This is a genomic window from Microbacterium sp. Marseille-Q6965, from assembly GCF_946151065.1.
Taxonomy (GTDB): Bacteria; Actinomycetota; Actinomycetes; order Actinomycetales; family Microbacteriaceae; genus Microbacterium.
In genome coordinates this window covers 318,515-342,597 of record NZ_CAMGZA010000003.1, presented here as the reverse complement: position 1 = coordinate 342,597, position 24,083 = coordinate 318,515, and the positions used below count along the sequence as shown (strand labels likewise).

Genomic DNA, 24,083 nt, shown 5'->3' with positions numbered 1-24,083 from the left:
GGCGCCCGCGATGACCGAGGATCCGATCTGGCCCGATGACGTGTTCGCCGATCTCGACAGGTCCGGACCCGTCCCGCTCTACTTCCAGGTCTCCAGCCGGCTCGAGGACGCGATCCGCTCCGGGCGCATCCCTCCCGGCGCTCGCCTGCAGAACGAGATCGAGATCAGTCGGCGCCTGCGGCTGTCTCGACCCACCGTGCGCCACGCGATCCAAACGCTCGTGAACAAGGGCCTGCTCGTGCGCCGGCGCGGGATCGGCACGCAGGTCGTGCAGGGCCGCGTGACGCGGCCGGTGGAGCTGACCAGCCTGTACGACGACCTCGAGAGCACCCACCGCACCCCGTCCACGCGAGTGCTCGTGCACGAGCTCCGACCGGCCGACGAGCGCGCGGCCGAGGCGCTCAGCCTCCCGGTCGGTTCCGAGGTCGCATACCTTCGGCGCGTGCGCAGCATCGACGGGGAGCCTGTCGCGGTGCTCGAGAACCACCTGCTGCCGGAGTTCGGCGACGTCACGACCGACGAGCTCACGGAGCGCGGGCTCTACCAGATCCTCCGGGCCCGCGGCGTGACGTTCCAGGTCGCGCGGCAGCGCATCGGCGCGCGGGCCGCCGAGGGCGACGAGGCGGAACTGCTCGAGATCCCCTCCCATGGCCCGCTCCTGACGATGGAACGCGTGGCGTTCGACACGTCGGGCCGCGCGGTCGAGTTCGGCACCCACTGCTATCGCCCCGACCGCTACAGCTTCGAAACCACCGTCGTGGCCGACTGATCCGTCGCGGGGTCGATCCGGAACACCTCCCGGACCGACCCCGCGCGCGGACCGGTCAGCGCGCGTGGACCGGGAACGCCCACGCATTCACGCCGTCACCTTCGCGTGAGCCTTCGGCGGCGGCCTCCGCGAACGACACGAGCACATACGCCTCCTCGCCCAGGCGGTCGAGGAGCGCGCGGTCGAGCGGCACATCGACGGCGCCTCGTCCGCCGTCCACCTCGGCCGTCGCCTCGGCGAGGAGGCGACCGCCCATGTCGGGAGCCCACGGCGGTGCCGCGCCGTCGCCGGCCGCGCACGCGTCGAACCCGTACGTGTCACCCTCGCAGCTCGACGTCCACACCGGCACGAAACGGGGGTCGCCGTTCCACAGGAAAACGCGCAGCGTGCCGGCCGCCTCACTGTCGTAGCGGACCTTGATCTTCGATCCGGCGACGTGCACCTTCTCGACGGTCATCGCATCGCTCGGCTGCACACCCGAGATCGTGCCGCCCCGCACCGCCGACTGGTACACGGTCTGCGGCGACTCCACGCCGGTCAGGGCGGTGTCGGGAATGATCGGCTCGGGCGCCTGCGTCGGCCGCTCGGCGGGCGGGACGTAGCCGTCGAGGTAGGCGTGGCCCCACCGGTACGGTTCCGACTGCTGGCTCCCGAAAGCCGACCACGCCGTGCGCGTCTGCCCGATGAAGTCCTGCGTGTCGGAGTCGTACGGTGTCACATTGAGCCCCAGGTAGGACGGGTCGACGTCGTTGCTGGCCGCGTCGCCGGTCGGGGCGGCGCTCGTGGGCCCGACAGCGGCCGGCAGCGTGGCGAACGGGATCGACACCTCGATGTCGAAGCCGCCACCCTCGTAGCGGCCCTCCGCATCCCGGTCGGCCGACACGGCCACCGCCACGCCCTCGGCGTTCGGCGCGCCCTCGATCTCGTCGGCCAGCGGCCCCGTGGAGAATCCCTGGTGATTGTCCGCGTCGCGCGACCAACAGGGGCCGTTGGCGCCATTGCCGTTGGAGCCCTCGGGATCATCCGTGAACGGGAAGACGCCGAGCTTGAAGGTGCTGGACGTGTCCAACGAGTCGCCGCGCGGATCGAGCAGCAGCTCGACAGAGTCGACCAGCCAGTGTCCGAAGCAGCGCTCCGGGGGTGCGGCGGCGCTCGCCTGCTCGTCGGTGACGTGCACTTGCACGTAGAGGGTGTCGTCGAACCAGCCGACGCGCGCCTGACCGCCGGCGCCGCAGTCGACCCCGTCGGGCTCACACGTCGCGCCCTCCCAGCGCGCGCCGACATCGAGCGGCGCGCCGACGTAGACCTCGTCGGCCGCGCCGTCCACGGCGGGCGCCGCGGCGAGCTGCGGGATCACGGTCGTCGGGACGACGTGCATCGTCAGCGTCTCGGTCGCCGCCCCCAGCGCCGACGTCGTCGTCGCGGTGAACGGAACGGTGCGACTGCCCCGATCCGTCGGGTCGGTGTGCGTCACCGTGAAGTCCACCGTCGCCGTGCCCCCGGCTGGCACGTCCGCGAACGGCTTGCTCGCCGCGTCCACCGCGAAGCCCTCGGGCACGGCGAGCGTGACCTCGCCCGATTGCGACGCCGAACTGCGATTGGTCACCTCGACGGGAACGGTGATCGTCTCGCCCGCGCCGATCCGGTCGACCGCCGCCGATCGTCCGCCGACGTACGCCTCGTTCTCGGTCATCCACTGCTCGTACTCGAGGGTTGATCCCCACCGTTCGAAACGCCCTTCCACCGGAGGCACGAGCTCGATCCGCGTGTCGTTGTACGCGGTGACGGCGCCGTCCAGGCGTGCGGCGATGCGGTACACCCCGGGCGCTGCGTCGGCCGACGGCGTCACGGTGAAGACGGCCTCGCTCTGGGCGTCCTCGCCGATCTCGGGCACCTCGACAGGCTCCGAGACGCCCCAGCCTGCGGGGACCTCGAGCCTCACCGGACCACCGCCGATCTCACCCTGCCCCGAGCGCATCGACACCGTCACCTCGAAGGGCTCGCCGGCCGCCTCGAAGTAGTCCTCCGCGGCCACGGCGAAGCGGGACCCGAGCGGCATGCCGCCGGGGTCGGGCAGGACGGCCCCGTACAGCACCGCCTCGTCGTCGGCGGCGGCGGGGGCGCCGTTGGGCTGCATCGGCACGGTGGAGAAGGAGACGCCGTAGCGCTGGCACGTCGGGGTCGCCAGGCCCTGGTACATCGTCCGCGCTTGTGTGGGATGCGCGCGTCCGCCCTCGAGGCCGACCTGCGCCCACGTCTTGGGCGTGCCCGCCGCCTGGCCCTGCACGTTGCCCTCGGCCCACACGTACGGCGAGTCGTATCCGGTCCAGGTTCCCGTCACCGTGAACGGGTTCCCCGTGGCGGGAGTGAATCCCTGATTGCAATCCGGGCCCGCCACACCGCCGGTCCCGGTCGTCAGGCCGCCCGCGAGGATCTTCTTCACCTGCCAGGTGTCGACCGCGCCCACGCCCTCGAGCTGCTCAGGGAACATGGTCGGGTCGGCGGCCGCAGCCGCCGCCTCCCACACCATCCGCCCCTGCGCGTACTGATGGTTGCCGTGCCCCGCCCGCAGCGAGGGCGTGCCGCCGACGAGGATCTCGGGCCGCGTCTCGCGGATGATCCGGACGGTTCGGCGCAGCGTCTCCTCCGCATCCCAGACCTCGGCCGTGAGGGGCGCCGAGGTGTTGTAGTAGAAGTCGACGCGGTCGAGGTTGAAGATGTCGACGGTGCCGCTTCGCACGTGCGACGTGCGATCCTCGTTCTCCCGCCGCAGCCCGAGGTCGGGACCCGACTCGGGGCCCACCGAGTTGGATCCGCCCTCGCCACGGGTGGCCATGATGATGCCGCACCGCACGTCGTACAGGTCGGACCAGACGCCGCACGGCGTGGTGAAGCCCGCGTCGTCGTCGGGATGGGCCCAGATGCCCATGATGTCGATCTTCTCCCGATCGGTGCTCGTGGCCACCGACCCCTCCCCGACGGTGGGCGGCGGCCCGCCCGCGGCCACCGCGGCGCCCGGGGCGACCAGGGTCGCTCCCGCGAGCACCGCGGCGAACAGGGGGATCACTCTGCGCGTTCTCATGTCAGCCTCCGTGCGAGCGACGGCGGGCCCCGTTGCCCACACGTCTCGCGCCACGCTAGCGGTGGGAGTGCGCAACTTCAAGCAGTAGCGTGCATTTTCGAGCACGCCGGAGCGTCACTCGCGGACCGCGCCCTCGATCATGCCCTTGATGAAGTGGCGCTGCAGGAAGACGTAGAGGACGACCACGGGAAGGGCCACGAGGATCGCGCCGGCTGCGAGCAGCGCCGTGCCCTGCGTGTACTGCCCCTGGAAGAACGCCAGGCCCAGCGGCGCGGTGCGGACATCCCCCGTCGGCGACATCACGAGTGGAATGAGGAACTCGTTCCAGGTCCACATGAAGGTGAGCAGCACGAGGGTGAGGATCGCCGGACGCCCCATGGGCACGAGGATCTGCCAGAGGATCCGGAAGGACCCCGCGCCGTCGAGACGTGCCGCCTCCACGACCGCACGGCTGGAAGAGCGGAAGTACGCCCGCATCCAGAAGGTGCCGAACGCGATCGACATGGCGATCTGCGGCAGGGCCACGCCCGCGACCGTGTCGACGAGGCCGAACGACCGCATGTCGAAGAACAGGGGGATGATGAACGCTTCCGTCGGCACCATGATGCCGAGCAGGAAGAGGTAGAAGAAGAACGTCGCCCCTCGGAAATCCATCGCGCCCAGGGCGTACCCGGCGAGGATCGAGGCAGCGACCGCGACCACCACGACCACCACGGCGACCAGCACCGAGTTGAGCATGTACTGGCCGAACCGGCCGACCTCCCACGCCTCCAGGAAGTTCTCCGGGTGAACCAGGCCGCCCTCGCGCGCGACCGAGGCGCTCTTCGGACCGAACGCGAGCGTGAGGATCACACCGATCGGCCCGAGGATGACGAGGGCGAAGGCGATGAGGATGACGTAGTTGGCGGCGCTTTCGATGCGCGAGACCCTCACGAACGGTCTCCGATCCGGTTGACGATCCAGTTGATGATGAAGACGATGACGGTCAGCACAATGCCGACGGCGGCCGCGGCGCCGACCTCGCCGAGCTCGAAGGCGCGGCGATAGACCTCGTAGCTCGGCACGGACGTGCTCGTGCCCGGGCCACCGCTGGTCGTCACGTACACGAGGTCGAACGTCTTCAGCGCGGCGACGATGGTGAGCGTGAGAGCGACCGTGATCTCGCCGCGCACGGACGGCAGCGTGATCGCGAAGAACTCGCGGAGCGGCCCGGCGCCGTCGAGGCGAGCGGCCTCGTACTGCTCGCGGGGGATGCGGCTCATGCCCGCCATGAGGAGCACGGTGACCAGACCCGTCGAGACCCACGTACCGATCAGGCCCACCGCGGGAAGCGTCCACGTGTAGTCGCCGAGCCACGCGCGGGTCAACGCGTCCAGTCCGACGGCGCGCAGCAGTCCGTTGAGGGGCCCGTCCGGCGCGTAGATCTGCCGCCACGTCACCGCGACGACGACCATCGCGATCACCTGCGGCAGGAAGATGATCGTGCGGAAGAAGCCCAGGCCCCGCACCCGCGATCGCGTCAGTAGCGCCGCCAGCACCAGGCCGATGCACAGCGGCAGCACCGCGTAGAAGAAGATGAGCACGAGCGCGTGCAGGAAGGCCTCGCGCAGCTTCGGATCGGTGAAGACGGAGATGTAGTTCTGCACCCCGACGAAGGTCGACGCGCCGAGCCCGTCCCACTCGTAGAACGAGAACTGGAACGCGCGCCCGAGCGGCACGAGGAGGAAACCGCCGTAGAGCAAAAGGGCGGGCGCGAGATACGCGTAGGGAACCCATGTCCTCGTCAGCCGGGCGGGGCGCCTCTCGGCGCCCCGCCCGGTGACGATGGCGATCGTGCTACTCATTCGACGAGACGAACTCCGCGTAGTCGGCCTCGAGCGTCTCGGTGAACTGCGCCGGCGTGATGTTGCCGGCGATCAGGTCCTGCAGCGACTGGCCCATGGTGTCCGAGAAGGTGGGCGTCGCGTAGTCCAGGTACGGCAGCACGGCACCGTTCTCGGTGACCTCGCCGAACACCGTGAACACGTCGGCGAGAACGCCCGACTCCGGCGCGAGCTCGGCCGTGCGGTTCACCGGCAGGTTGCCCGTGTCGGCGAGGATCTGCATGGCCTCATCGCTGGTGATGAAGTCGATGTAGGCCGCGGCGACGTCGGTGTTGTCGGCCGCTGAGGTCACGGCGAAGGGCAGGCCCGTGCCGCCGGTGGTCGCGTACGTCCCCTCGTCGGTGCTCGGCACGAAGAAGCCCACGTCGTCGCCCATGGCGTCCTCGAGATCCGCCGCCAGCCACGATCCGCCGATGAGGAAGACGCCGTTGCCGTCGGCGAGCGCCTGCCACGCGGCGTCGTAGTCGGCGCCGTTGACGCCCTCGTTGAAGTAGCCGGCCTCGACCCACTGCTGCATCGTCGCCGCCGCCTCCTCGTTCTCGGGCGTGGTCCAGCTGGCGCCGGCGTTGCCCAGGCCGAGGTTCGTGATGCTCTCGGCATCGACGAAGTTGCCCTGCAGCGGTCCGAAGACGTGCAGCGCCGGCCACTGCTCGACGTTTCCGAGCTGAAGCGGCGTCTCGCCCGCGTCCTTCGCGGTCTGCAGCGCGCCCTCGAAGTCCGACCACGTCTGCGGCACCTCGAGGCCCAGCGCGTCGAGCTTGGACTTCGAGTAGAAGACGCCGACGACCTCACCCACCTGCGGCAGGCCGTACAGGTTGCCGGAGCCGAAGGTCTTCGCGTCGTCGCTGTAGCTGGAGTACTGCAGGATCGACTCCGCGTAGCGATCGGTCCAGCCGTAGGCGTCGGCGTAGTCGTCGAGCGGCCGCAGCTGCCCGGCCTCCACGAAGGCGCCCATGGTGTTGCGGCCGTTGTTCGCCTGCACGACGTCGGGGGCGTCGTCGCCCGTCAGCGCCAGCCGCAGGGTGGTCGCGAGGTCGTCGAAGGCCTGCGAGTTCCGCTCGATGGTGACGTTCGGGTACTTCTCCATGAACGCCTCGTTGAGCTGCTCCATCTGCTCGTTCTGGCCGCCGCGCACCTCCTGGTCCCAGACGGTGAGCGTCACGTCGCCCACCCCCGAGATGTCGGTGCTGATCTCGCCGGCGGGCTCGTCCGAGGCGCCGCCGCCACCGGTGCCGGGCGCGCAGGCGCTGAGGACGAGGGCGAAGGCCGCGCCCCCGAGAACGGCGGATCCGAGCCGCGTGTGTCGTTTCATGAGAGTCCCTTTCTCAGTGCGGGAGGGAAGCGGCGGAGCCGCTGCCCGTCGAGATGGTGCTGTGTTCATGCGGGTGGTGCGAGGGGGAAGGTCGATAGGTGGCGAAGGGGAACGCCGCGTCGGCGCGGCGCCGCAGCACCCGGCCGCGCAGGGCGTCGTCGAGGAAGCCGTAGCGCTCGCCCAGCTCTCCGTCGCGATGACGACCACGCCAGTCGGCGATGTCGCCCCATCCGGGGGCGGAGATGGAACCCCCGACGCCCTCGACGGCAAGCCCCGCGCACAGCGCGGCGAAGGCGACGCGCTGCGCAAGCGGCCACTGCTCCAGCGTCGCGGCGACGAGCGCCGCCCCGAACACATCGCCGGCGCCGGTGGCGTCACGCGCCCGCACCGGGACCGCGGGGACGCGCGCCTCCTCGCCCGACGCCGCGTCGATCGCGACCGCGCCCGCGGCGCCACACGTGACGACCACCAGCGGCACGCGCTCGGCCAGTGCCCGCGCCGCGGCGACCGGCGTGTCGGTGCGCGTGTACGCCATGGCCTCGCGCTCGTTGGGTGTGAAGGCGTGGCACGCCTCCAGCGCGCGCAGATCGGCGGGGTCCCAGCGGCCGGTCGGATCCCATCCGAGGTCGGCGAACACGAGGGTGCCTCGCGCAGCGGACGACAGCCACGCCTCATCGCGCGCGACGGCGCGAAGGTCCACGATCGCCGCGCGCGCAGGCACCTCGGCGGCGTCGGGCGTGGGCGGTGCCGGCTCCTCGCGCGTGATCATGCTGCGGTCGCCGTCGTGCGCGAGCGACACGGTGAGCGGGGTCGGCCATCCCGTCAGCGTGCGGCTGCGGCTGAGGTCGATGCCCTCGTGGTCCACGAGGAACTCGCGGCACCAGCGGCCGTAGATGTCATCGCCCAGCGTCGTGATGAGATCGGTGCGCAGACCCAGACGTGCGGTCGCGACGGCGAGGTTGGCGATGCCGCCAGGGGCGGTCGCCAGCTCGCGCGCATACACCTCTGTGCCGGGTGCCGGAGCCTGGTCCAGCTCCCCCATCACGAGGTCGAAGAACACGGCGCCGGAGAGCACGACATCCACGGCGCCCACGGGGGCCATCGAGCCATCGTGCAGGGTCACGGTGCCGCACCTCCATCATCGGGGTTGATCGATTTCGCCCGAGCATACCCTCTCGATGCTCACTCATGTGCACACAATTGCGCATTCATGCGCGAACATGACTGGTAGGCTGACGTGCATGCTGACCGAGACGCGCAAGGCGAGGATCCTTCAGTCGATCCGCGAAGGCGGCGAGGCGACGGTCGACGAGCTCGCCAACGTGTTCGGCGTGTCCGCGTCGACCATCCGGCGCGATCTGAATGCGCTGAGCGCAGAGGGCCTGCTGCGCCGCGTGCGCGGTGGCGGCAGCATCGAGCCGGATCGCGTCCCCTTCCAGTCGGTCAGCAACCAGCACCACGCCGAGAAGGAGCGGGTCGCCACCCTGGCCGCCACGCTTGTCGCGGACGGCGACGTGGTGCTCATCGACATCGGCACCACTACGGCCCTGCTGGCGCGAATGTTGAAGGGTCGCCGCATCACGGTGATCACCTCGAGCCTGGCCGTGATCGACGAGCTGCGGGACGACGAGGCCGTCGAGCTCATCGTGCTGGGCGGCGCCGTCCGCAAGAACTACTACTCCATGGTCGGTGCGCTCACCGAGCAGGCGCTCGCGCAGCTGCGGGCCAATATCTGCTTCCTGGGCACGAGCGGTATCCGCTCGGATGGCACGGTGACCGACACCACCGGCATGGAGGTCCCCATCAAGCGCGCGATGATCGCCTCGTCCGAGCGCACCGTCGTGCTGGCCGACGCCTCGAAGTTCCCGGGCGTGGGTCTGCTCAGCGTGTGCGGCGCGGATCGCCTGTGGGGAGTCGTGACCAGCGAAGGAGCAGACGAGAAGACGCTCGCGCTGCTGCGCCAAGGAGAGGTCGAGGTGATGGTGGCATGAAGCTGACGATCATCGGAGGCGGAGGCTTCCGCGTTCCGCAGGTGTTCGAGGCCGTGGCGTCGGACGACGCGCCCGTGCGGATCGATGAGCTCGCGCTCTACGACGTGAGCGAGTCGCGGCTGGCGACCATCCGCGCCGTGATCGACCGCCTCGCAGAGACGCGCGCGCACGCTCCCCGCGTCGTCGCGACGACCGACCTCACGGAGGCGCTGCGGGGGGCCGACTTCGTCTTCAGCGCGGTGCGCATCGGCGGCACGGCCGGACGCATCCTCGACGAGCGGACGGCGCTCGACCTCGGCGTCCTCGGCCAGGAGACGGTCGGACCCGGCGGTCTCGCGTACGCGCTGCGCACGGTGCCGTTCATGACGCGCCTGGCCGAGCAGATCCGCGATCTGGCGCCGGACGCGTGGGTCATCAACTTCACGAACCCGGCCGGCATCGTGACGGAGGCCATGCGCCGCGTGCTGGGCGACCGCGTCGTGGGCATCTGCGACACGCCGATCGGCCTGATGCGCCGCGCCGCCCTCGCGGCCACGGGCTCGGCCTCGGCCGAGGGCCTGTCCTTCGACTACGTCGGCCTCAATCACCTGGGGTGGCTGCGTTCCGTGGCGGTGGACGGCCAGGAGCTGCTGCCCGCGCTGCTCGCCGAGGACGACAAGCTGCGCACCATCGAGGAAGCTCGCCTGATGGGCTTCGACTGGGTGCGCGCCCTCGGCGCCCTCCCGAACGAGTACCTCTACTACTACTACTTCACGCGCGAGGCGACCGCCCGGATCCGCGCCGCGCAGTCCACCCGGGGCGAGTTCATCGACCACCAGCAGGCGGAGTTCTTCGCACACCCGGGCGACGATCCCCTGGAGACGTGGCTGCGCACCCGCCACGAGCGCGAGGCCAGCTACATGGCCGAGAGCCGCGACGAGGACGAGGAGCGCGAGGACTCGGACGTCGACGGCGGCGGCTACCAGAAGGTCGCCCTCGACCTGATGGCCGCGATCGCCACCGGGCGACCGGCCACGATGATCCTCAACGTGCGCAACAACGGCCTCGTGCCCCAGCTGCCCGAGGACGCCGTGGTCGAGGTCGGCTGCCTCGTCGACGACGAGGGCGTGCACCCCTGGCCGGTCGCGCCCGTGAGCGGCGACATGCTCGGGCTCATGACGAGCGTCAAGGCCGCGGAGCGCCACGTGATCGACGCGGCGCTCTCCGGCTCGCGCGAGTCGGCCTGGCGCGCCTTCGCCGCCCACCCCCTGGTCGACTCCGTCGGCATCGCGCGCCGGCTCGTCGACACCTACAGCGAGAAGTTCGAGGCGATCGGGCGCCTGCTGCAGTGAGCGCCGATGCGACGGCCGCGGCGACGGGAGGCGCGCGTGGCTGAGGTGGTCATCGTTCCCGACCGCGAGACGGCGGGTGAGATCGCCGCCGATCTCGTCGCGAGCCTGATCCGCTCGCGCCCCGACGCCGTGCTCGGTTTGGCGACCGGATCCACTCCGCTGCCGGTGTACACGGCGCTTCGCCGCCGCCTCGCCGGAACCGACGTGTCGCGGGTGCGCGGATTCGCGCTCGACGAGTACGTGGGGATCGACCTGGCGCATCCCGAGAGCTATCGCTCGGTGATCACTCGCGAGGTCGTCGAGCCCCTCGGTCTCACGCCGTCGCTGGTGCAGGTGCCGGACGGGTCCCTCGAGGGGGCCGGCTCGGCGGGTGAGCGGTACGAGGCGGCCATCGCCGCCGCGGGCGGGGTCGACCTGCAGCTGCTGGGCATCGGTTCCAACGGCCACATCGGGTTCAACGAGCCCGGATCGTCCCTCGCCTCGCGCACGCGCATGAAGACACTGGCCGAGCAGACCCGGCGCGACAACGCGCGCTTCTTCCCCTCGATCGACGACGTGCCCGTGTGGTGCATCACGCAGGGCATCGGCACCATCCTCGAGGCGCGTCACCTCGTTCTGCTCGCCTTCGGCGAGTCCAAGGCCGCCGCCGTCGCCGGGGCCGTCGAGGGGCCCGTCACCGCGTCGCTGCCCGGCTCGGCGATCCAACTGCATCCCCGCACCACGGTGCTGGTCGACGAGGCCGCCGCCTCGCGCCTGCGGTACGCCGAGTACTACCGCTGGGCCTTCCGGAACAAGCCCGCCTGACGGTCGCTGGCGTCGACCGGCGATCGCCCGCCCATCGACGCTGCCCGCCCGGGCAGGATGGCAGGGTGATCACGCATCCACCGACCGACACCGCCGTTCGGATCGTCGCGGCGCTGCGGGAGCGGGGGCTGCCCGTCGCGGTCGGCGGATCCGCCCTGCTGGCGTCGCTGGGCCTCGTGGATCGCGTGCGCGACTGGGACATCACGTGCGAGGGCGAACCCGCCGTCGTGACGGCGGCGCTCGACCGGCTCGGTCTCGCCTGGACGGCGCCCGCGAGCGCCGGCCGACCGTTCGCCACGCGGGCGCGCTTGGTCGTCGACGCCGGGGATCACGAGATCGACGTGCTCGTGGGCTTCGCCGCCTGGGACGGCGACCGGCTCGTCCCCTTTCCCGTGGGGGTGACGGGCGAATGGCGCGGGCTGCCCATCGCCGATCCCGCGGTGTGGGCCATCGCCTACCGTCTCATCGGCCGGCCCGAGCGAGCCGCCCTCCTGGAGCGCTGGCTCGCCGGCTGATCCGGCGTGCGGCGGCGAGACGCGGAACGGCCCGCCCGGGCCTCCGAAAGGGCACCGGGCGGGCCGTTCCGCCCCCGTCAGACGGTCATGCGGCGGCGGAACAGCAGGAAGCCGCCTCCGCCGATGAGCAGCAGTAGTGCCGTGCTGAGCACGCCGAGCATGAGCACGCCGCCGGTGGCCGCCAGGGCCGCCGGCAGCGGCGGGCAGACGTCGTCCTCGGCGAGGTGACCGTTGTGCGCGAGCGCCGCCGAGTTGGCGAGGCCACCGCGGTCACCCGAGCCCGGGGCGGGGCACTGACGCGCCGACGCGCTGAGGTCGGAGGCCTCGGCCGTGATCTCGACCCGCACCGAGTACGTGTGCGCCGCACCCGAATCGAGCACCACGTCCGCGGCGATCCGGTTGGGGTCCGAGAGCTTCTGCTCGCCCAGGCCGGTCCACGACGCGGCCGGGGTCACCCCGGCGGGGGCCGAGGCGACCTCGCTCGAGACGATCTCGATGCCCTCCCCGAACAGCAGCTTGTCGTAGAGGTCGTAGGTGCCGGCCGCGCCCCCCGCGTTCTCCGCGACGATCGCGTACACGATCGTCCACCGGCCCACGCCCGAGGCGGTCGGGCCCGACGCCACGCTCTTGTCGAGACGGATCGAGGGGATCTCGGCACACGCCTGATCGTCCTCCACCGTTCCCGACGGATCCGTCAGCGCACTCGTGTTGTTGAACGCGCGGTCGGTGTCGTCGCCGTCCTCGCCGCAGCGGGTCGGGTCATCGTCACCCGAGCCGGCCCCGTCGAGCCACAGCGGCACCTCGGCGATCACCGTCACCTCGTAGCGGTGCGGCGCGTAGGCCTCGTCGTCGGCGGCGAGAAGCGGTACCGCCGCCGCGATGCGCACGTTGCCCTGACCGTCCCACGCCGGCGTGGCGAGCGTCACGCCCTCGGGCGCGGCGGTCACCTCGGCCGACACGATCTCGGCCTCCTCGGCGAAGTGCAGGGTGTCGTCGAGGTGGTAGGTGGTGTCGTACGCGTCCTCGTTCGTGACGTCGATGCCGTAGACGACCTCCCACCGGCCATCGCCGATCGGCGACGCCGAGACGAGCTCCTTGACGTGGGTGGGATCGCCGACGACCTCGAGGCCGGCCGGATCGCAGTCGATCGTCACCGGCTCGGTGTCGGCCGGCTGGCTCTCCTCGGGGATCTCCGCACAGGCGTTGTTCACAAGAGTCTCCGGCGCGCCGTCCTCGAGCACGATGGAGTACTCGTGGGTGAAGGTCTCACCCGGGTCGAGCACATCGATCGTCACGGCCCCGAGCTCGGGCTGCTGGTCGTCGCTCACGACGATGTTCTCGAGCGTGCCCTGACCGATGTTCTCCACGACGACGCGGTAGTTGACCGTGTCGCCGATGCGGAAGCTCGGGTACTCGTCGACCTCGTTCGCGTCACGCCACTCGCCCTGCAGATCCTGGACGTACTTCTTCAGCGTGGCCGCGTACCAGGTGCCCATGGTGAGCGACGCCGAGGTGCGCATGACGAGCTCGGTGTGCTCGGCACGCGCCTGTGCCCGGTTCACGTACACGTCCTGCGGCTGGGCGCCGTCGGTGGCGATGAGCACCTGGAACGAGAACGTGCCGCCCGAGACGAGCTCACCGCCGATCACGCGGATGGCCGTGGGGTTCTCCGGTCGCTCCGTGGTCCACAGGTCCGACGGTGCGTTGGGCGCGCCGTTGTCCTCGTGGGCGGGATCGTCCGAAAGGGTCGCCGGGTCGGCGTCGGTGTAGTACACCGTGCCGCCGTCGTGCAGCACGACGTCGTCCAGCGTGTACGTGCCGGAGAAGGACGTGCCCCGCTGGTCGCCCTTGTACGGCAGGATGTCGATCGTGTCGGTGTAGGCCTGCGACTCGGGGTCGCGCGACTCGATCTCCACGGTCCACGAGCCGGTGCCGTCACCGTCGCCGGTGCGGTTGGGGATGAACCAGAGGTCTGCCGTCTTCAGGATGGTCGTGTAGCCGTTCGACGTGGTCGTGACCGTCGCCGCCGCCGGGCGGGAGTCGGCCCCGCCGTACCGCGAGAACACGGTGTTCGTGAGCCTCGTGCCCGGTTCCACCGCCGTATCGGTGACGGCTTGATAGGTCAGCGTCTGTGCCTCGTTCGTCGGCACGTCGTTCAGCGTCCAGGTGAGCACCTGCCGACCCTGCGCGTCGATCGTGATCGCCGGCTCCGGCGTCGCCGATCCCGGCTCGTACGTCATGCCCACCGGAAGGGTGTCCACGATCTCGTAGCCGTCGACGGTCTCGGGGATGATGCCCGAGCCGTTCGCCGAGTAGCGCAGCGTGAACAGCGTCGGCACGCCGGGCGTGACCGTGGCGCGCTCGGCGGCCTTCTGGATGAAGGGCGTCGCGGTGGTGATGCGCAGGATGTCGCGGCGTCCCGTCGTGTACGGGTAGCGCGCGTCGGGGGTATCGGTCACCCGGTTGCCCGCGTTCGGTCCCGTCCAGACGCCGTTGCGGAGGATGGAGCCGAAGGTCCACACGTCGCGGCCGACGGCGACGTTGTCGCGCACGCGCATGTACGCGTTCAGCTGGAAGTTGTCGCGGTCCTCCGCGGCGTAGTGCGCGTGCTCGTGCCGGATGCGCACGGCGGTGACGTCGGCGGGGTCTTCCGGCATGGTGGTCGACCACGTGCCGGTGCCGCAGTCGAACTGGTCGGGGTCGCCGACCGGACCGGTGTAGTACTCGACGGGCGGCGGGTTGTCGAGCCCGCTCCACGGCCGCGACGCGTCCGTGCTGACGCCGATGACCTCGGGGAATCGCGTGTCGGCCGGAACCGGCACGTACTCCACGTAGGCGGTGTCGAGCGCGATGCAGTTGCCGAACAGGCCGCCGGTGGGGGTCACCGGTCCGCCGGTGTTGCTGACGTACGCGTTCACGACCGTGCCCGGCGAGACACGGTAGGTGTCGTCCCACGTCGTGCCGCCGGAGCCGGTGTAGTCCCGGCGGTAACCGGCGCTCCAGCCGCCCGGCAGCGTGTACGACTTGGTCGTGCGGTTGTTCGCCACCAGGTCGGTGAAACGCTGGCCGGTGGGCGCCTCATACGTCGGCGCGTTCGAGGTGACCGAGACGGATCCCGCCTGGTCGGTGAGGATGTGGAACCAGAGCGAGCCGCTCGCGATGTAGTCGTAGTCGGTGGGCAGCGGCGTTCCCGCGCCGCCGCCGGCGTCCTGCGTCGGCGAATTGAGCAGGTCGTAGTTGATGCCGCTCAGGGTCAGGTCGAACTGGCCGGGCGCCCCGGGCACCGCCGTGAGCGTGCAGGAGCCCACGAAGTTGGTGTGGCGGAAGTGCGACGGCACCGTCGACCACGGGTGACCCGACGCGTTGCCCGAGTCGAAGGGGCTGCAGCCCAGGTCGCCCGTGCGGGGGTTCGTGCCGCGCTGCACCGTGCCGCCGTTGCTGTCGGCCACGGTGAGCCGGTAGGTGACACTGTCCGGGCCGGGGTCGGAGCCCTTGCCCAGCCGCAGCGACCACTGCACGTCGACGTCCACCGCCGTGTAGTCGGCGTTCCACGACGCCAGGTTCGTGTTCTGTCCGTAGTGGATGTCCATCACGAACGGGTTGGCGATCGGGATGCGGGGCAGGTCGACGACCTCCCCGCTGGGGCTCGTGCCGGCCAGCGCGATCTCCTCGCCCGTGACACCGTTCGCCACGACGGGCGTCTGCAGCACGAGCGCCGTGCCCATCGCGACGGGGCCGAAGTTGCATGTCAGCGCCGTGCCGTCGGCCGAGAGGGACGAGACGGGGTCCACTCCGGTACGCAGGCAGGCGTCGGGGATCTCGTCGAAGAAGGCCTTCTCGACCGCAAAGGTCGCCACGACGTTCTGGACGGGCTCATTCACCGGCGGGTTGTCCGCGTCGTTGACGTTGATGCGCCACTCGGCGACGACGGGATTGCCGCGCGAGATCGAGTCGGGCTGCGCGAGCCATGCGCCCTTGATCTCGTAGACGGGCGTCGCGGCTGCCGCCGGGCTCGCGACGAGGAAGGTCGTCGACGCCACGAGCGCCGCGGTGACGGCCGCGAGCGCGGCGCGGAAACGTGTGCCCGGTCCACCGGACGGTCTGGTCTTCATCGAACTCCCCCGAAACGCTCAGTGAATGTGCAGGTGCAGACCCCCGCAGTCAATCGGAGGGAGCGAACGCACCTCAACGAAACGGACGCGCCGGAGCACGACTTCACCCCGAATTTCACCCTCGCGCCCGGGTGTCGCCACGGTCGCTCGCCACCCCCGCGGCGCGAAGACGCGCGCTAGGGTGACGCCATGCGCGCGGCACCATCCGTTCACCCGACGTCCCTACGTTCGCTCGCATGAGCGAGCACAGCACGCCCCGGGCCGACCTTCCCGCCACCGCCGACAGCGGCGCGATCGGCGTGATGGGGCTCGATCTGCGCGAGGGCAAGACGGCATCCAAGAAGCAGATCTACTCGTGGGCGCTGTGGGACTGGGCGACGCAGCCCTTCAACACGGTGATCCTCACCTTCATCTTCGCGTCGATGTACCTGACCACCGACGTGTTCCTGCCCGCCGACGTGCGGGCCCTCGCGGAGGACGACCCGATCCGGGCGCGCGCGGTCGACGGGCTGGCGTCGGGCTTCGGCCTGGCCGGCACGATCGCCGGGCTGCTCATCCTCGCGATCGCGCCCGTGCTGGGTCAGCGCGCCGACGCGGCGGGCCGCCAGAAGCTGTGGCTCGGGATCGGCACGGGGGCGCTCGTCGCCTGCATGCTCGGGCTGTGGTTCGTCGAGCCCGCCCCGGCGCTGTTCTGGGTCGGCGTGGCGCTCATCGCGGCCGGCCAGGTCTTCGGCGAGATCGCGGCGGTCAGCTCCAACGCCATGCTCATCGGCATCGCGAACCAGAAGACGATCGGTCGCGTCTCCGGGCTCGGCTGGGGCTTCGGCTACCTGGGCGGCATCGTGGCGCTGGTGCTCGTCATCGTCTTCTACATGTCGGGCTGGTTCGGGCTGCCGGAGGAGACCGGTCTGCCGTTCCGGATCATCGCCGTCGGTTGCGCGATCTGGGCGCTGCTCTTCTCGATCCCCATCTTCCGCAACGTGCCCGAGCCGTCGCTCGGCCGCCCCGAGCGCAAGGTCGGGTTCTTCGCCTCGTACAAGCTGCTCGTGCACGACATCGTCGCCCTGTTCCAGAACCCCGAGACCCGCCACACGGGGTGGTTCCTGCTGGCCAGCGCCGTCTTCCGCGACGGCCTCGGCGGCGTCTTCGCCTACGGCGCCATCATCGGGCAGGTCGTGTTCGGCTTCGAGTTCCTGCAGATGGTGATCTTCGGCGTCGCCGCGAACCTCATCGCGGGCGTCTCGACAATCCTCGCCGGCCCCCTGGACGACCGATTCGGCGCCAAGCGCGTGATCATCGCCGCACTGGCGTCGATGGTCGTGGCCGGGCTGGCGGTGTTCTTCCTCGTGGATCTCGGGCCCATCGTGTTCTGGATCGGCGGGCTCGTGCTGTGCGCCTTCGTGGGGCCCGCGCAGGCCGCATCGCGGTCGTTCCTCGCCCGCGTGACGCCGGCCGGCCGAGAAGGCGAGATCTTCGGCCTGTACGCGACGACCGGTCGCGCGTCGAGCTGGATGGCCTCGGGCGCGTGGACGATCGTCGTCGCGGCGCTCGGATCGACCTACGGCATTCTCGCCATCGTGGGCGTCATCCTGGCCGGGCTGCTGCTTCTCCTGCCGGTCAAGCAGCTGCGCTGACACACCGGCACGAGCTCAGCGGCCGGGCCGCGGCCACGCGTCGGCGAGCCGCGTGAGCAGCGCCGCGAGCTGGGCCCGCTCGTCCGGCGTGAAGCCCGCCAGCGCCTGCTGCACGGCGTCGGCGCGCGCGCCCCGCGCCTCGGCCACGGCGTGCGCCCCGTGCTCGGTGAGCGCGATGAGCGTGCGCCGCGCGTCGCGCGGGTCGGCCTCGCGGCGCGCCAAGCCCAGGTGCACCGCAGTCTGGATGACGCGGCTGGCCCGCGGCTGATCGATGTGCAGCCGCGCGGCGAGGTCCCCGACCGACAGCGCCGTGCCGGCATCGACGAGCACCTCGAGCATGCGCATCCGGGTGGCCGAGCGCCCGAGTCCCCCCGCCGGGCCGCGCCCGCGACGATCCGCGATCTCCGCGCGCAGATCGCGCAGGTCGCCCGGCGTGGTGGCGCCCCAGGTCATCGGACCCCGGTGATGCCCGGCGCCCCGATGGGCGTGGGCGGGACCCTCGGCATCGTGACGGCCGCTGACGGGCCGCAGCCCCCGCAGGCGGGCCAGCGCGGCGGCGATCTGGTCGGCGGGATCGAGCGGCGTCACTCCTCCACGATACATGCCACTTGACATGCAACGAAAGAACATGTCACAGTGCATGTACATGACATATGACATGCATCGCCACCGCTTCCGAAAGGACCACCATGCACACCCCTGACACGCACACGCACGGCCGCGGGGACCGCCCGCTCGGTTTCTGGCTGAGGGCCGTCGACCACCTCATCGCGCGGGAGATCGACGTCGCGCTCGCCGACGAACCGGTCGACCGCCGCCACTGGAGGGCGCTGAATCGCGTCGACGGCTCCGCGGCCGCGCCCGTGATCGACGGCACGCCGGATCACCTCGCTCACCTCGCCGAGTTGGGCTGGATCGCCCTGGATGACCACGGCTGGTCTCTCACCGATTCGGGGCGCGCGGCCAAAGAGCGCCTCGAGAGGAAGGTCGCGGCGGTCCGCTCCCGCGTCGCCGGCAGCGTTCCCTCCGCCGACTTCGAGGTCACCCTGCGCACGCTTGAGGCCATCGCTCGGCAGCTGGGATGGAGCGAGAGCGACGACATCCCCGAAGCTCCCGACCACCCGCGGCGCGGGCACGGGCACGGCATGCGACCGCACCCGCGCTGGGGTCGTCACCTCGGCGAACCGGGGCACCCCTTTCGGCGCGGGCGCCTGACGGCGCAGCACGCGTTCGAGCGAGGCTTCCTCGCCGGGTTCGAGCGGGGGCGCGCCGCCTGATCCGCCCGCGCCCCACCCGCGTACCGGGGCGCCCCGGGCCCGCGCGGTCCGGGGCGCCGCCGTAGGCTGGAACGGTGAGCTTCGCCGTCGCCTGCCCCTGCGGATCCGGCGAGCCCTACCCGACCTGTTGCGGCCCGCTACACGCCGGGGCGCGTCAGGCACAGACCCCCGAGCAGTTGATGCGGTCGCGCTACAGCGCCTTCGCCCGCCGCGACGCCGACTACCTTCTGCGCACCTGGCACCCGCGCACGCGACCCGCCGCGCTCGACCTCGACGACGGCACGACCTGGACGGCCCTCGAGGTCCACGAGGCCGTGGGCGACGAGGTGCTCTTCACCGCCCGGTACCGCACACCGAGCGGCCCGGAAGCGATGACCGAACGCAGCCGATTCGCCCTGCGCGGCGGCCGCTGGTTCTACGTCGACGGCCGCACCGACTGACGAGCAGCGGCGCCTTCTGGCGCCGCCCCTCCCCCACGGGAGTAGCCTCAAAGCAGGCCGACCAGGGGGTTCGCATGACCACAGTCGCAGAGAACATCGTCGCCACTCTTCGCGCGAACGGCGTGAAGCATGTGTACGGCATCCCGGGCGACTCGCTCAACGGGTTCACCGACGCGCTGCGCCGGGACGGAACCATCCGCTGGATGCACGTGCGTCACGAGGAATCCGCTGCCTTCGCGGCCGCCGCCGACGCGGCGATCACCGGAGAGTTGGCGGTGATCGCCGGATCCTGCGGGCCCGGCAACCTGCACTTCATCAACGGCCTCTACGACGCCCACCGATCGCGCGTTCCCGTGCTCGCGATCGCCGCGCACATCCCGACCTCCGAGATCGGCACGAACTACTTCCAGGAGACGCACCCGCAGGAGCTGTTCCGCGAGTGCAGCTCATACGTGGAGTACGTCGCCGACCCCGCCCAGATGCCGCGCATCCTCGAGATCGCGATGCGCACGGCGGTGGAAGAGCAGGGCGTCGCGGTGATCGTGATCCCCGGCGACGTCGCCCTGGCGGATGCCGCCTCCAACCGCACCTCGGTCATCCGACGCACCCACCCCACGGTCGTGCCGAGCGACGCCGAGCTGGACCGGGCCGCCGAGCTGCTCAACGCGGCGAAGCGGGTGACGATCCTCGCGGGCGCGGGTGTGGCAGGGAGCCACGACGAGCTGATCGCGCTGGCGGACCGCCTGAACGCACCCATCGTGCACGCGCTGCGCGGCAAGGAGCACATCGAGTACGACAACCCGTTCGACGTCGGCATGACGGGACTGCTCGGCTTCGCGTCGGGCTACCGGGCGATGGATGCCGCCGACGCCGTGCTCATGCTCGGCACGGACTTTCCCTACCCGCAGTTCTATCCCGATCACGCCAAGACGATCCAGGTCGACATCCGCGGCAGCCAGCTCGGCCGGCGCCACCCGCTCGACCTCGGCCTGGTCGGCGACGTCGGCGCCACCGCGAGGGCGCTCCTGCCGCGCGTGCGCGCGGGACGCGGGCGCGCCCACCTCGACGACGCACGCGATCACTACCTGCGCACGCGCGCCAAGCTCGACGAGCTGGCGGTGCCGCGCCGCGGCTCCGAGCCGATCCACCCGCAGTACCTCACGCGCCTGCTCGACCGAGCGGCCACGGATGACGCCGTGTTCACCGCGGACGTGGGCTCGCCCACCGTGTGGGCCGCCCGCTACCTCACGATGAACGGTCGGCGGCGGCTGATCGGCTCGTTCAGCCACGGTTCCATGGCGAACGCGCTGATGCATGGGATCGGCGCGCAGACGGCGGCGCCGGGCCGCCAGGTCGTCGCGCTCGCGGGCGACGGCGGCCTGGCCATGATGCTCGGCGAGCTCATCACGCTCACGCAGCACGAGCTGCCGCTCAAGACGGTCGTCTACAACAACGCGTCACTGAACTTCGTCGAGCTCGAGATGAAGGCGGCGGGCTTCGTCACCTACGGCACCGGCCTGGCCAACCCGAACTTCGCGGACGTCGCGACCGCCCTGGGCATCCGCGGCATCCGCGTGGAGCGGTCGGACGACCTACCCGACGCGGTCGACGAGTTCCTGGCGCATGAGGGGCCGGCGGTGCTCGACGTCGTCACCGAGCGGCAGGAGCTCGCCATGCCGCCGAACGTCACGGCCGCGCAGGTGGGCGGCTTCGCGCTCTACGCGCTGCGCACCGTGATGTCGGGGCGCGGCGACGAGTTGCTCGATCTCGCGCGGGCGAACTGGCGCCAGCTGCTCTGACGCTCGATCCCCGGCACCACGGTCCGCCCGCGCATCGGGGGCGGACCGTGGTGGCACGATGGAACCGTGCCCGTCATCCGCAAAGCCGAGACCGCGGATGCCGCGGCCTGCGCCGAGATCTATGCCCCGTACGTCCGCGAGACGCCCATCTCGTTCGAGGCGAGCCCTCCCACGGTCGATGAGATGGCGGACCGGATCGCACGCTACGGCGCCAGCCACGAGTGGATCGTCGCGATCGAGGGCGAACGGGTCGTCGGATACGCGTACGCCGCGCCCTACTCGCCGCGGGACGCCTACGCCTGGACGGCGGAGACGAGCGTCTATCTGGCCCCGGGAACGGGCGGCGCCGGGCTCGGCTCGGCACTGTACACCGAACTGCTCGACCGGCTCGCGGCCCGGGGTTTCCGGCGCGCGATCGCGGGGATCGTCGTCCCGAACGACGCGAGCGTGCGGTTGCACCGCCGGCTCGGGTTCCGAGACGTCGGCGTGCTCGAGCGCGTCGGGTGGAAGCTGAACCGGTGGTGGGACGTGCTGCGGATGCAGCGCGACCTCGGCGGCGACGACGCGCCGCGGCCAGTCAGCCGCGGCTAGCCCTCCTGCGCGCCGGCGACCGAGACGTCGGTGCGGTGGAAGGACTGGAACGAGCGCGACGCCGTGGGGCCGCGCTGCCCCTGATAGCGATTGCCGTACGGGCCCGAGCCGTAGGGGTTCTCGGCCGGCGAGGTGAGCCGGAAGAAGCACAGCTGGCCGATCTTCATGCCCGGCCACAGCTTGATGGGCAGCGTGGCGACGTTCGACAGCTCGAGGGTGACGTGACCCGAGAAGCCCGGGTCGATGAAGCCGGCGGTCGAGTGCGTCAAGAGCCCCAGCCGCCCCAGCGACGACTTGCCCTCGAGGCGCGCCGCGATGTCATCGGGCAGCGTGACCGTCTCGAACGTCGACCCGAGCACGAACTCCCCCGGGTGCAGCACGAACGGCTCGTCCGGCGAGACCTCGACGAGGCGCGTCAGGTCGGGCTGATCCTCGGCCGGGTCGATGAACGGGTACTTGTGGTTGTCGAAGAGCCGGAAGAACCGATCGATCCGCACGTCCACGCTCGAGGGCTGGACCATCGCGAGATCCAGTGGATCCAGTGCGATCCGACCCGATTCGAGTTCGGCCTTGATGTCGCGATCCGAGAGCAGCACGGCACCAGCCTAGAGCGTGCCGCGCGCCGGGCCCGCCCCGCCGGAGCCGGCGTGCTCCGCCGCGGCGCCGCGGCGCTGTTACGATGGGCCTACGCGAAAGCGCGGGGCTGTAGTTCAATGGCAGAACTTCTGCTTCCCAAGCAGACAGCGCGGGTTCGATTCCCGTCAGCCCCTCCACTCCCTCTTTCCGGCTCGCAGGCCACCGCTCAGCGCGGCGCGTTCGCGGCGATGAGGGTCGCCGCCGCCTCGCGCGCGATGGCAGCCGCCGCCGCGTCGCCCGCGATCGCCGCCGTCGTCTGTGCGCCTTCCGCGAGGATCGCGAGCTGAGGGCCCACCGACGCCGGCCACCCCGCGTCGGCGACGAGTCGATCGACGTAGCGCTGGAACGACTGCTTGTGCTCTCGCACGAGTTCCGCGACCCGGGCGCTCGAGCCGCCGAGCTCGCCGAACGCGTTGATGAATCCGCAGCCACGGAAGTCGGCCTCCTCGAACCACGAGGCCAGGTAATCGTAGACAGCGAGCATGCGTTCCCGCGGGTCACCGATCCCCCCGACCGCGCCCTCCACGCCGTTCACCCAGACGTCATGGCGCCGGGCGAGAACAGCCAGGACCAGATCCTCCTTCGACGGGAACTCGCGGTAGATCGCCTTCAGCGACACCCCCGCTTCGTCCCGCACGGCGTCCATGCCCACCCGGCCGATCCCTCGCGAGTAGAACAGCCGATCCGCCGCCTCCACGATGCGCTCACGCGCCTCACGCTCCGCCATGGGGGAAGTCTATCTTGCGCGGAGAACGTTCGTTCTCTATGCTCGTCAGCAGCCGGAGAACGATCGTTCTCCCCCGAGAAGAGGAGTCCCCATGTCCGCGAATCCGCGCCGCATCTCGCTTGAGCCGGCGGCCCAGGCGTTCGTCGAAGCGACCGCCGAACCCCCCTTCCTGAACCAGCTGCCCGTGGCCGAGGGGCGCGCCGCGGTGGACTCGGTGCAGGACACCCCCATCGTCAAGCCCGAGGTGGACGAGGAATGGATCGAGGTCCCCGGCGGCCCGACCGGCCCGGTTCGCGTCCGCATTGTCAAGCCGATCGGCGCGACAGGCGAGCTGCCCGTGATTCTCTACATCCACGGCGCCGGGTGGGTCTTCGGCGACGCGCACACGCACGACCGGCTCGTTCGCGACCTGGCGATCGGCGCGAACGCCGCGGTCGTCTTCCCCGAGTACGACCGGTCGCCGGAGGCGCGCTACCCGCACGCCATCGAGCAGTCCTACGCGGTGGCGAAGTGGATCACGTCTGAGGGACCTGCTCGGGGCCTCGATGCGCGTCGCCTCGCCGTGGCGGGCGACTCCGTCGGCGGGAACATGTCGGCCGCACTGACCCTGTTGGCGAAGGAGCGCGGCGACGTCTCCTTCCGCTTCCAGGTGCTCTTCTACCCGGTCACCGATGCGTCGTTCGACACCGCCAGCTACGAGGAGTTCGCCGAGGGCTACTTCCTCACGCGCGACGGAATGAAGTGGTTCTGGGATCAGTACACCGCGGATGCGGACGAGCGTGCGGAGATCACCGCGTCGCCGCTGCGCGCCTCGATCGAGCAGCTCGCGGGGCTTCCGCCTGCGCTCGTCATCACCGCCGAGGCCGACGTGCTGCGCGACGAGGGCGAGGCGTACGCCGCTAAGCTCCGCGCGGCGGGGGTGCCGGTCACGGCGGTGCGTTATCTCGGCATCGTCCACGACTTCGTCATGGTGAACAGCCTGCACGACACGCACGCCGCCCGCGGAGCCATCGCCCAGGCCGTCGCGGCCCTCGCGTCGGCCTTCGCGGAGTGATCCCGACCGGAGGGGGTCCTCGCACCTCGGACTCCCTCCGGCGCAGCGGCGCCGGCCGGCCCCCTCACCAGCGGGCGCGCCGCCGTCGATCGCGGCCGATCCCGGCGTGGGTGTCGCCGTCAAGGC

The 24,083-nt window shown here is 71.0% G+C and carries 20 protein-coding genes and 1 tRNA gene; 12 read left to right on the top strand and 9 right to left on the bottom strand.

From position 1 onward, the window contains the following. The first annotated feature begins 10 nt into the window (after window positions 1-10). Window positions 11-769: a GntR family transcriptional regulator gene (locus tag N8N77_RS10660; protein ID WP_261166836.1), complete on the top strand. Its 759-nt coding sequence runs from the start codon at window positions 11-13 to the stop codon at window positions 767-769. 55 nt (window positions 770-824) lie between these two features. Here the strand turns inward: N8N77_RS10660 and N8N77_RS10655 are convergent, their stop codons facing one another. From N8N77_RS10655 to N8N77_RS10635, 5 genes are all read right to left on the bottom strand, one after another. Beyond that, window positions 825-3,851, bottom strand: coding sequence for an NEW3 domain-containing protein (locus N8N77_RS10655; protein ID WP_261166835.1), 3,027 nt, complete (start codon window positions 3,849-3,851; stop codon window positions 825-827). 114 nt (window positions 3,852-3,965) lie between these two features. Beyond that, the gene (locus tag N8N77_RS10650) at window positions 3,966-4,784 is read right to left on the bottom strand and encodes a carbohydrate ABC transporter permease (RefSeq protein ID WP_261166834.1); all 819 of its coding nucleotides are present in this window, start codon (window positions 4,782-4,784) and stop codon (window positions 3,966-3,968) included. Further along, the gene (locus N8N77_RS10645) at window positions 4,781-5,695 is read right to left on the bottom strand and encodes a carbohydrate ABC transporter permease (RefSeq protein WP_261166833.1); all 915 of its coding nucleotides are present in this window, start codon (window positions 5,693-5,695) and stop codon (window positions 4,781-4,783) included. Before N8N77_RS10645 ends, N8N77_RS10650 begins: the two co-directional genes overlap by 4 nt. Continuing rightward, the gene (locus N8N77_RS10640) at window positions 5,688-7,046 is read right to left on the bottom strand and encodes an ABC transporter substrate-binding protein (protein WP_261166832.1); all 1,359 of its coding nucleotides are present in this window, start codon (window positions 7,044-7,046) and stop codon (window positions 5,688-5,690) included. The genes N8N77_RS10645 and N8N77_RS10640 overlap by 8 nt, the downstream gene beginning before the upstream one ends. A 13-nt stretch (window positions 7,047-7,059) precedes the next feature. Next, entirely contained in the window at window positions 7,060-8,169 is a 1,110-nt protein-coding gene (locus tag N8N77_RS10635; protein ID WP_261166831.1) for a carbohydrate kinase family protein, read from the bottom strand. Between the two features lie 118 nt (window positions 8,170-8,287). Between N8N77_RS10635 and N8N77_RS10630 the strand changes: the two genes are divergently transcribed. From N8N77_RS10630 to N8N77_RS10615, 4 genes are all read left to right on the top strand, one after another. Further along, window positions 8,288-9,037: a DeoR/GlpR family DNA-binding transcription regulator gene (locus N8N77_RS10630; protein WP_261166830.1), complete on the top strand. Its 750-nt coding sequence runs from the start codon at window positions 8,288-8,290 to the stop codon at window positions 9,035-9,037. Next, window positions 9,034-10,368, top strand: coding sequence for a 6-phospho-beta-glucosidase (locus tag N8N77_RS10625; RefSeq protein ID WP_261166828.1), 1,335 nt, complete (start codon window positions 9,034-9,036; stop codon window positions 10,366-10,368). Before N8N77_RS10630 ends, N8N77_RS10625 begins: the two co-directional genes overlap by 4 nt. Before the next feature lie 36 nt (window positions 10,369-10,404). Continuing rightward, entirely contained in the window at window positions 10,405-11,172 is a 768-nt protein-coding gene (locus tag N8N77_RS10620) for a glucosamine-6-phosphate deaminase (RefSeq protein WP_261166826.1), read from the top strand. A gap of 65 nt (window positions 11,173-11,237) precedes the next feature. After that, a complete protein-coding gene (locus N8N77_RS10615; protein ID WP_261166824.1) occupies window positions 11,238-11,687 on the top strand; it encodes a hypothetical protein in 450 nt (149 codons plus the stop codon). 77 nt (window positions 11,688-11,764) lie between these two features. Here the strand turns inward: N8N77_RS10615 and N8N77_RS10610 are convergent, their stop codons facing one another. Next, entirely contained in the window at window positions 11,765-15,799 is a 4,035-nt protein-coding gene (locus tag N8N77_RS10610) for an RHS repeat domain-containing protein (RefSeq protein WP_261166822.1), read from the bottom strand. Window positions 15,800-16,035: 236 nt separating this feature from the next. Between N8N77_RS10610 and N8N77_RS10605 the strand changes: the two genes are divergently transcribed. Further along, window positions 16,036-17,433 (top strand): MFS transporter, encoded by a 1,398-nt coding sequence (locus N8N77_RS10605; RefSeq protein ID WP_261166821.1) that lies wholly within the window; start codon window positions 16,036-16,038, stop codon window positions 17,431-17,433. Between the two features lie 15 nt (window positions 17,434-17,448). On the opposite strand, the gene N8N77_RS10600 is transcribed toward N8N77_RS10605, so the two are convergent. Then, window positions 17,449-18,021 carry a MarR family winged helix-turn-helix transcriptional regulator gene (locus tag N8N77_RS10600; RefSeq protein WP_261166819.1) on the bottom strand — a complete coding sequence of 191 codons (573 nt, stop codon included), beginning with the start codon at window positions 18,019-18,021 and terminating at the stop codon, window positions 17,449-17,451. Window positions 18,022-18,122: 101 nt separating this feature from the next. On the opposite strand from N8N77_RS10600, the gene N8N77_RS10595 reads away from it, so the two are divergent. From N8N77_RS10595 to N8N77_RS10580, 4 genes are all read left to right on the top strand, one after another. After that, complete coding sequence (locus N8N77_RS10595; RefSeq protein ID WP_261166817.1) at window positions 18,123-18,710, top strand: hypothetical protein; 588 nt, start codon at window positions 18,123-18,125, stop codon at window positions 18,708-18,710. Between the two features lie 74 nt (window positions 18,711-18,784). Then, window positions 18,785-19,150, top strand: a complete 366-nt coding sequence (locus N8N77_RS10590) for a YchJ family protein (protein WP_261166815.1) — start codon at window positions 18,785-18,787, stop codon at window positions 19,148-19,150. Window positions 19,151-19,224: 74 nt separating this feature from the next. Then, the gene (gene poxB / locus N8N77_RS10585) at window positions 19,225-20,949 is read left to right on the top strand and encodes a ubiquinone-dependent pyruvate dehydrogenase (protein ID WP_261166813.1); all 1,725 of its coding nucleotides are present in this window, start codon (window positions 19,225-19,227) and stop codon (window positions 20,947-20,949) included. 66 nt (window positions 20,950-21,015) lie between these two features. Continuing rightward, a complete protein-coding gene (locus N8N77_RS10580) occupies window positions 21,016-21,540 on the top strand; it encodes a GNAT family N-acetyltransferase (RefSeq protein ID WP_261166811.1) in 525 nt (174 codons plus the stop codon). Here the strand turns inward: N8N77_RS10580 and dcd are convergent. Continuing rightward, window positions 21,537-22,136, bottom strand: coding sequence for a dCTP deaminase (gene dcd / locus N8N77_RS10575; RefSeq protein ID WP_261166809.1), 600 nt, complete (start codon window positions 22,134-22,136; stop codon window positions 21,537-21,539). The genes N8N77_RS10580 and dcd overlap by 4 nt on opposite strands. A gap of 103 nt (window positions 22,137-22,239) precedes the next feature. Here dcd and N8N77_RS10570 point away from each other — a divergent pair. After that, window positions 22,240-22,313: transfer RNA gene (locus tag N8N77_RS10570), tRNA-Gly, on the top strand. 29 nt (window positions 22,314-22,342) lie between these two features. Here N8N77_RS10570 and N8N77_RS10565 read toward each other — a convergent pair. Further along, window positions 22,343-22,903, bottom strand: coding sequence for a TetR/AcrR family transcriptional regulator (locus tag N8N77_RS10565; protein ID WP_261166806.1), 561 nt, complete (start codon window positions 22,901-22,903; stop codon window positions 22,343-22,345). A 91-nt stretch (window positions 22,904-22,994) separates the two neighbouring features. On the opposite strand from N8N77_RS10565, the gene N8N77_RS10560 reads away from it, so the two are divergent. Next, window positions 22,995-23,957, top strand: coding sequence for an alpha/beta hydrolase (locus tag N8N77_RS10560; RefSeq protein ID WP_261166804.1), 963 nt, complete (start codon window positions 22,995-22,997; stop codon window positions 23,955-23,957). Window positions 23,958-24,083 lie beyond the last annotated feature (126 nt).

Excerpts from the sequence above, each read along its gene's own strand:
- N8N77_RS10660 (WP_261166836.1), top strand. The coding sequence starts at position 11 with ATGACCGAGGATCCGATCTGGCCCGATGACGTGTTCGCCGATCTCGAC.
- N8N77_RS10655 (WP_261166835.1), bottom strand. The coding sequence starts at position 3,851 with ATGAGAACGCGCAGAGTGATCCCCCTGTTCGCCGCGGTGCTCGCGGGA.
- N8N77_RS10645 (WP_261166833.1), bottom strand. The coding sequence starts at position 5,695 with ATGAGTAGCACGATCGCCATCGTCACCGGGCGGGGCGCCGAGAGGCGC.
- N8N77_RS10640 (WP_261166832.1), bottom strand. The coding sequence starts at position 7,046 with ATGAAACGACACACGCGGCTCGGATCCGCCGTTCTCGGGGGCGCGGCC.
- N8N77_RS10630 (WP_261166830.1), top strand. The coding sequence starts at position 8,288 with ATGCTGACCGAGACGCGCAAGGCGAGGATCCTTCAGTCGATCCGCGAA.
- N8N77_RS10625 (WP_261166828.1), top strand. The coding sequence starts at position 9,034 with ATGAAGCTGACGATCATCGGAGGCGGAGGCTTCCGCGTTCCGCAGGTG.
- N8N77_RS10610 (WP_261166822.1), bottom strand. The coding sequence starts at position 15,799 with ATGAAGACCAGACCGTCCGGTGGACCGGGCACACGTTTCCGCGCCGCG.
- N8N77_RS10605 (WP_261166821.1), top strand. The coding sequence starts at position 16,036 with ATGAGCGAGCACAGCACGCCCCGGGCCGACCTTCCCGCCACCGCCGAC.
- N8N77_RS10595 (WP_261166817.1), top strand. The coding sequence starts at position 18,123 with ATGCACACCCCTGACACGCACACGCACGGCCGCGGGGACCGCCCGCTC.
- poxB (WP_261166813.1), top strand. The coding sequence starts at position 19,225 with ATGACCACAGTCGCAGAGAACATCGTCGCCACTCTTCGCGCGAACGGC.
- N8N77_RS10565 (WP_261166806.1), bottom strand. The coding sequence starts at position 22,903 with ATGGCGGAGCGTGAGGCGCGTGAGCGCATCGTGGAGGCGGCGGATCGG.
- N8N77_RS10560 (WP_261166804.1), top strand. The coding sequence starts at position 22,995 with ATGTCCGCGAATCCGCGCCGCATCTCGCTTGAGCCGGCGGCCCAGGCG.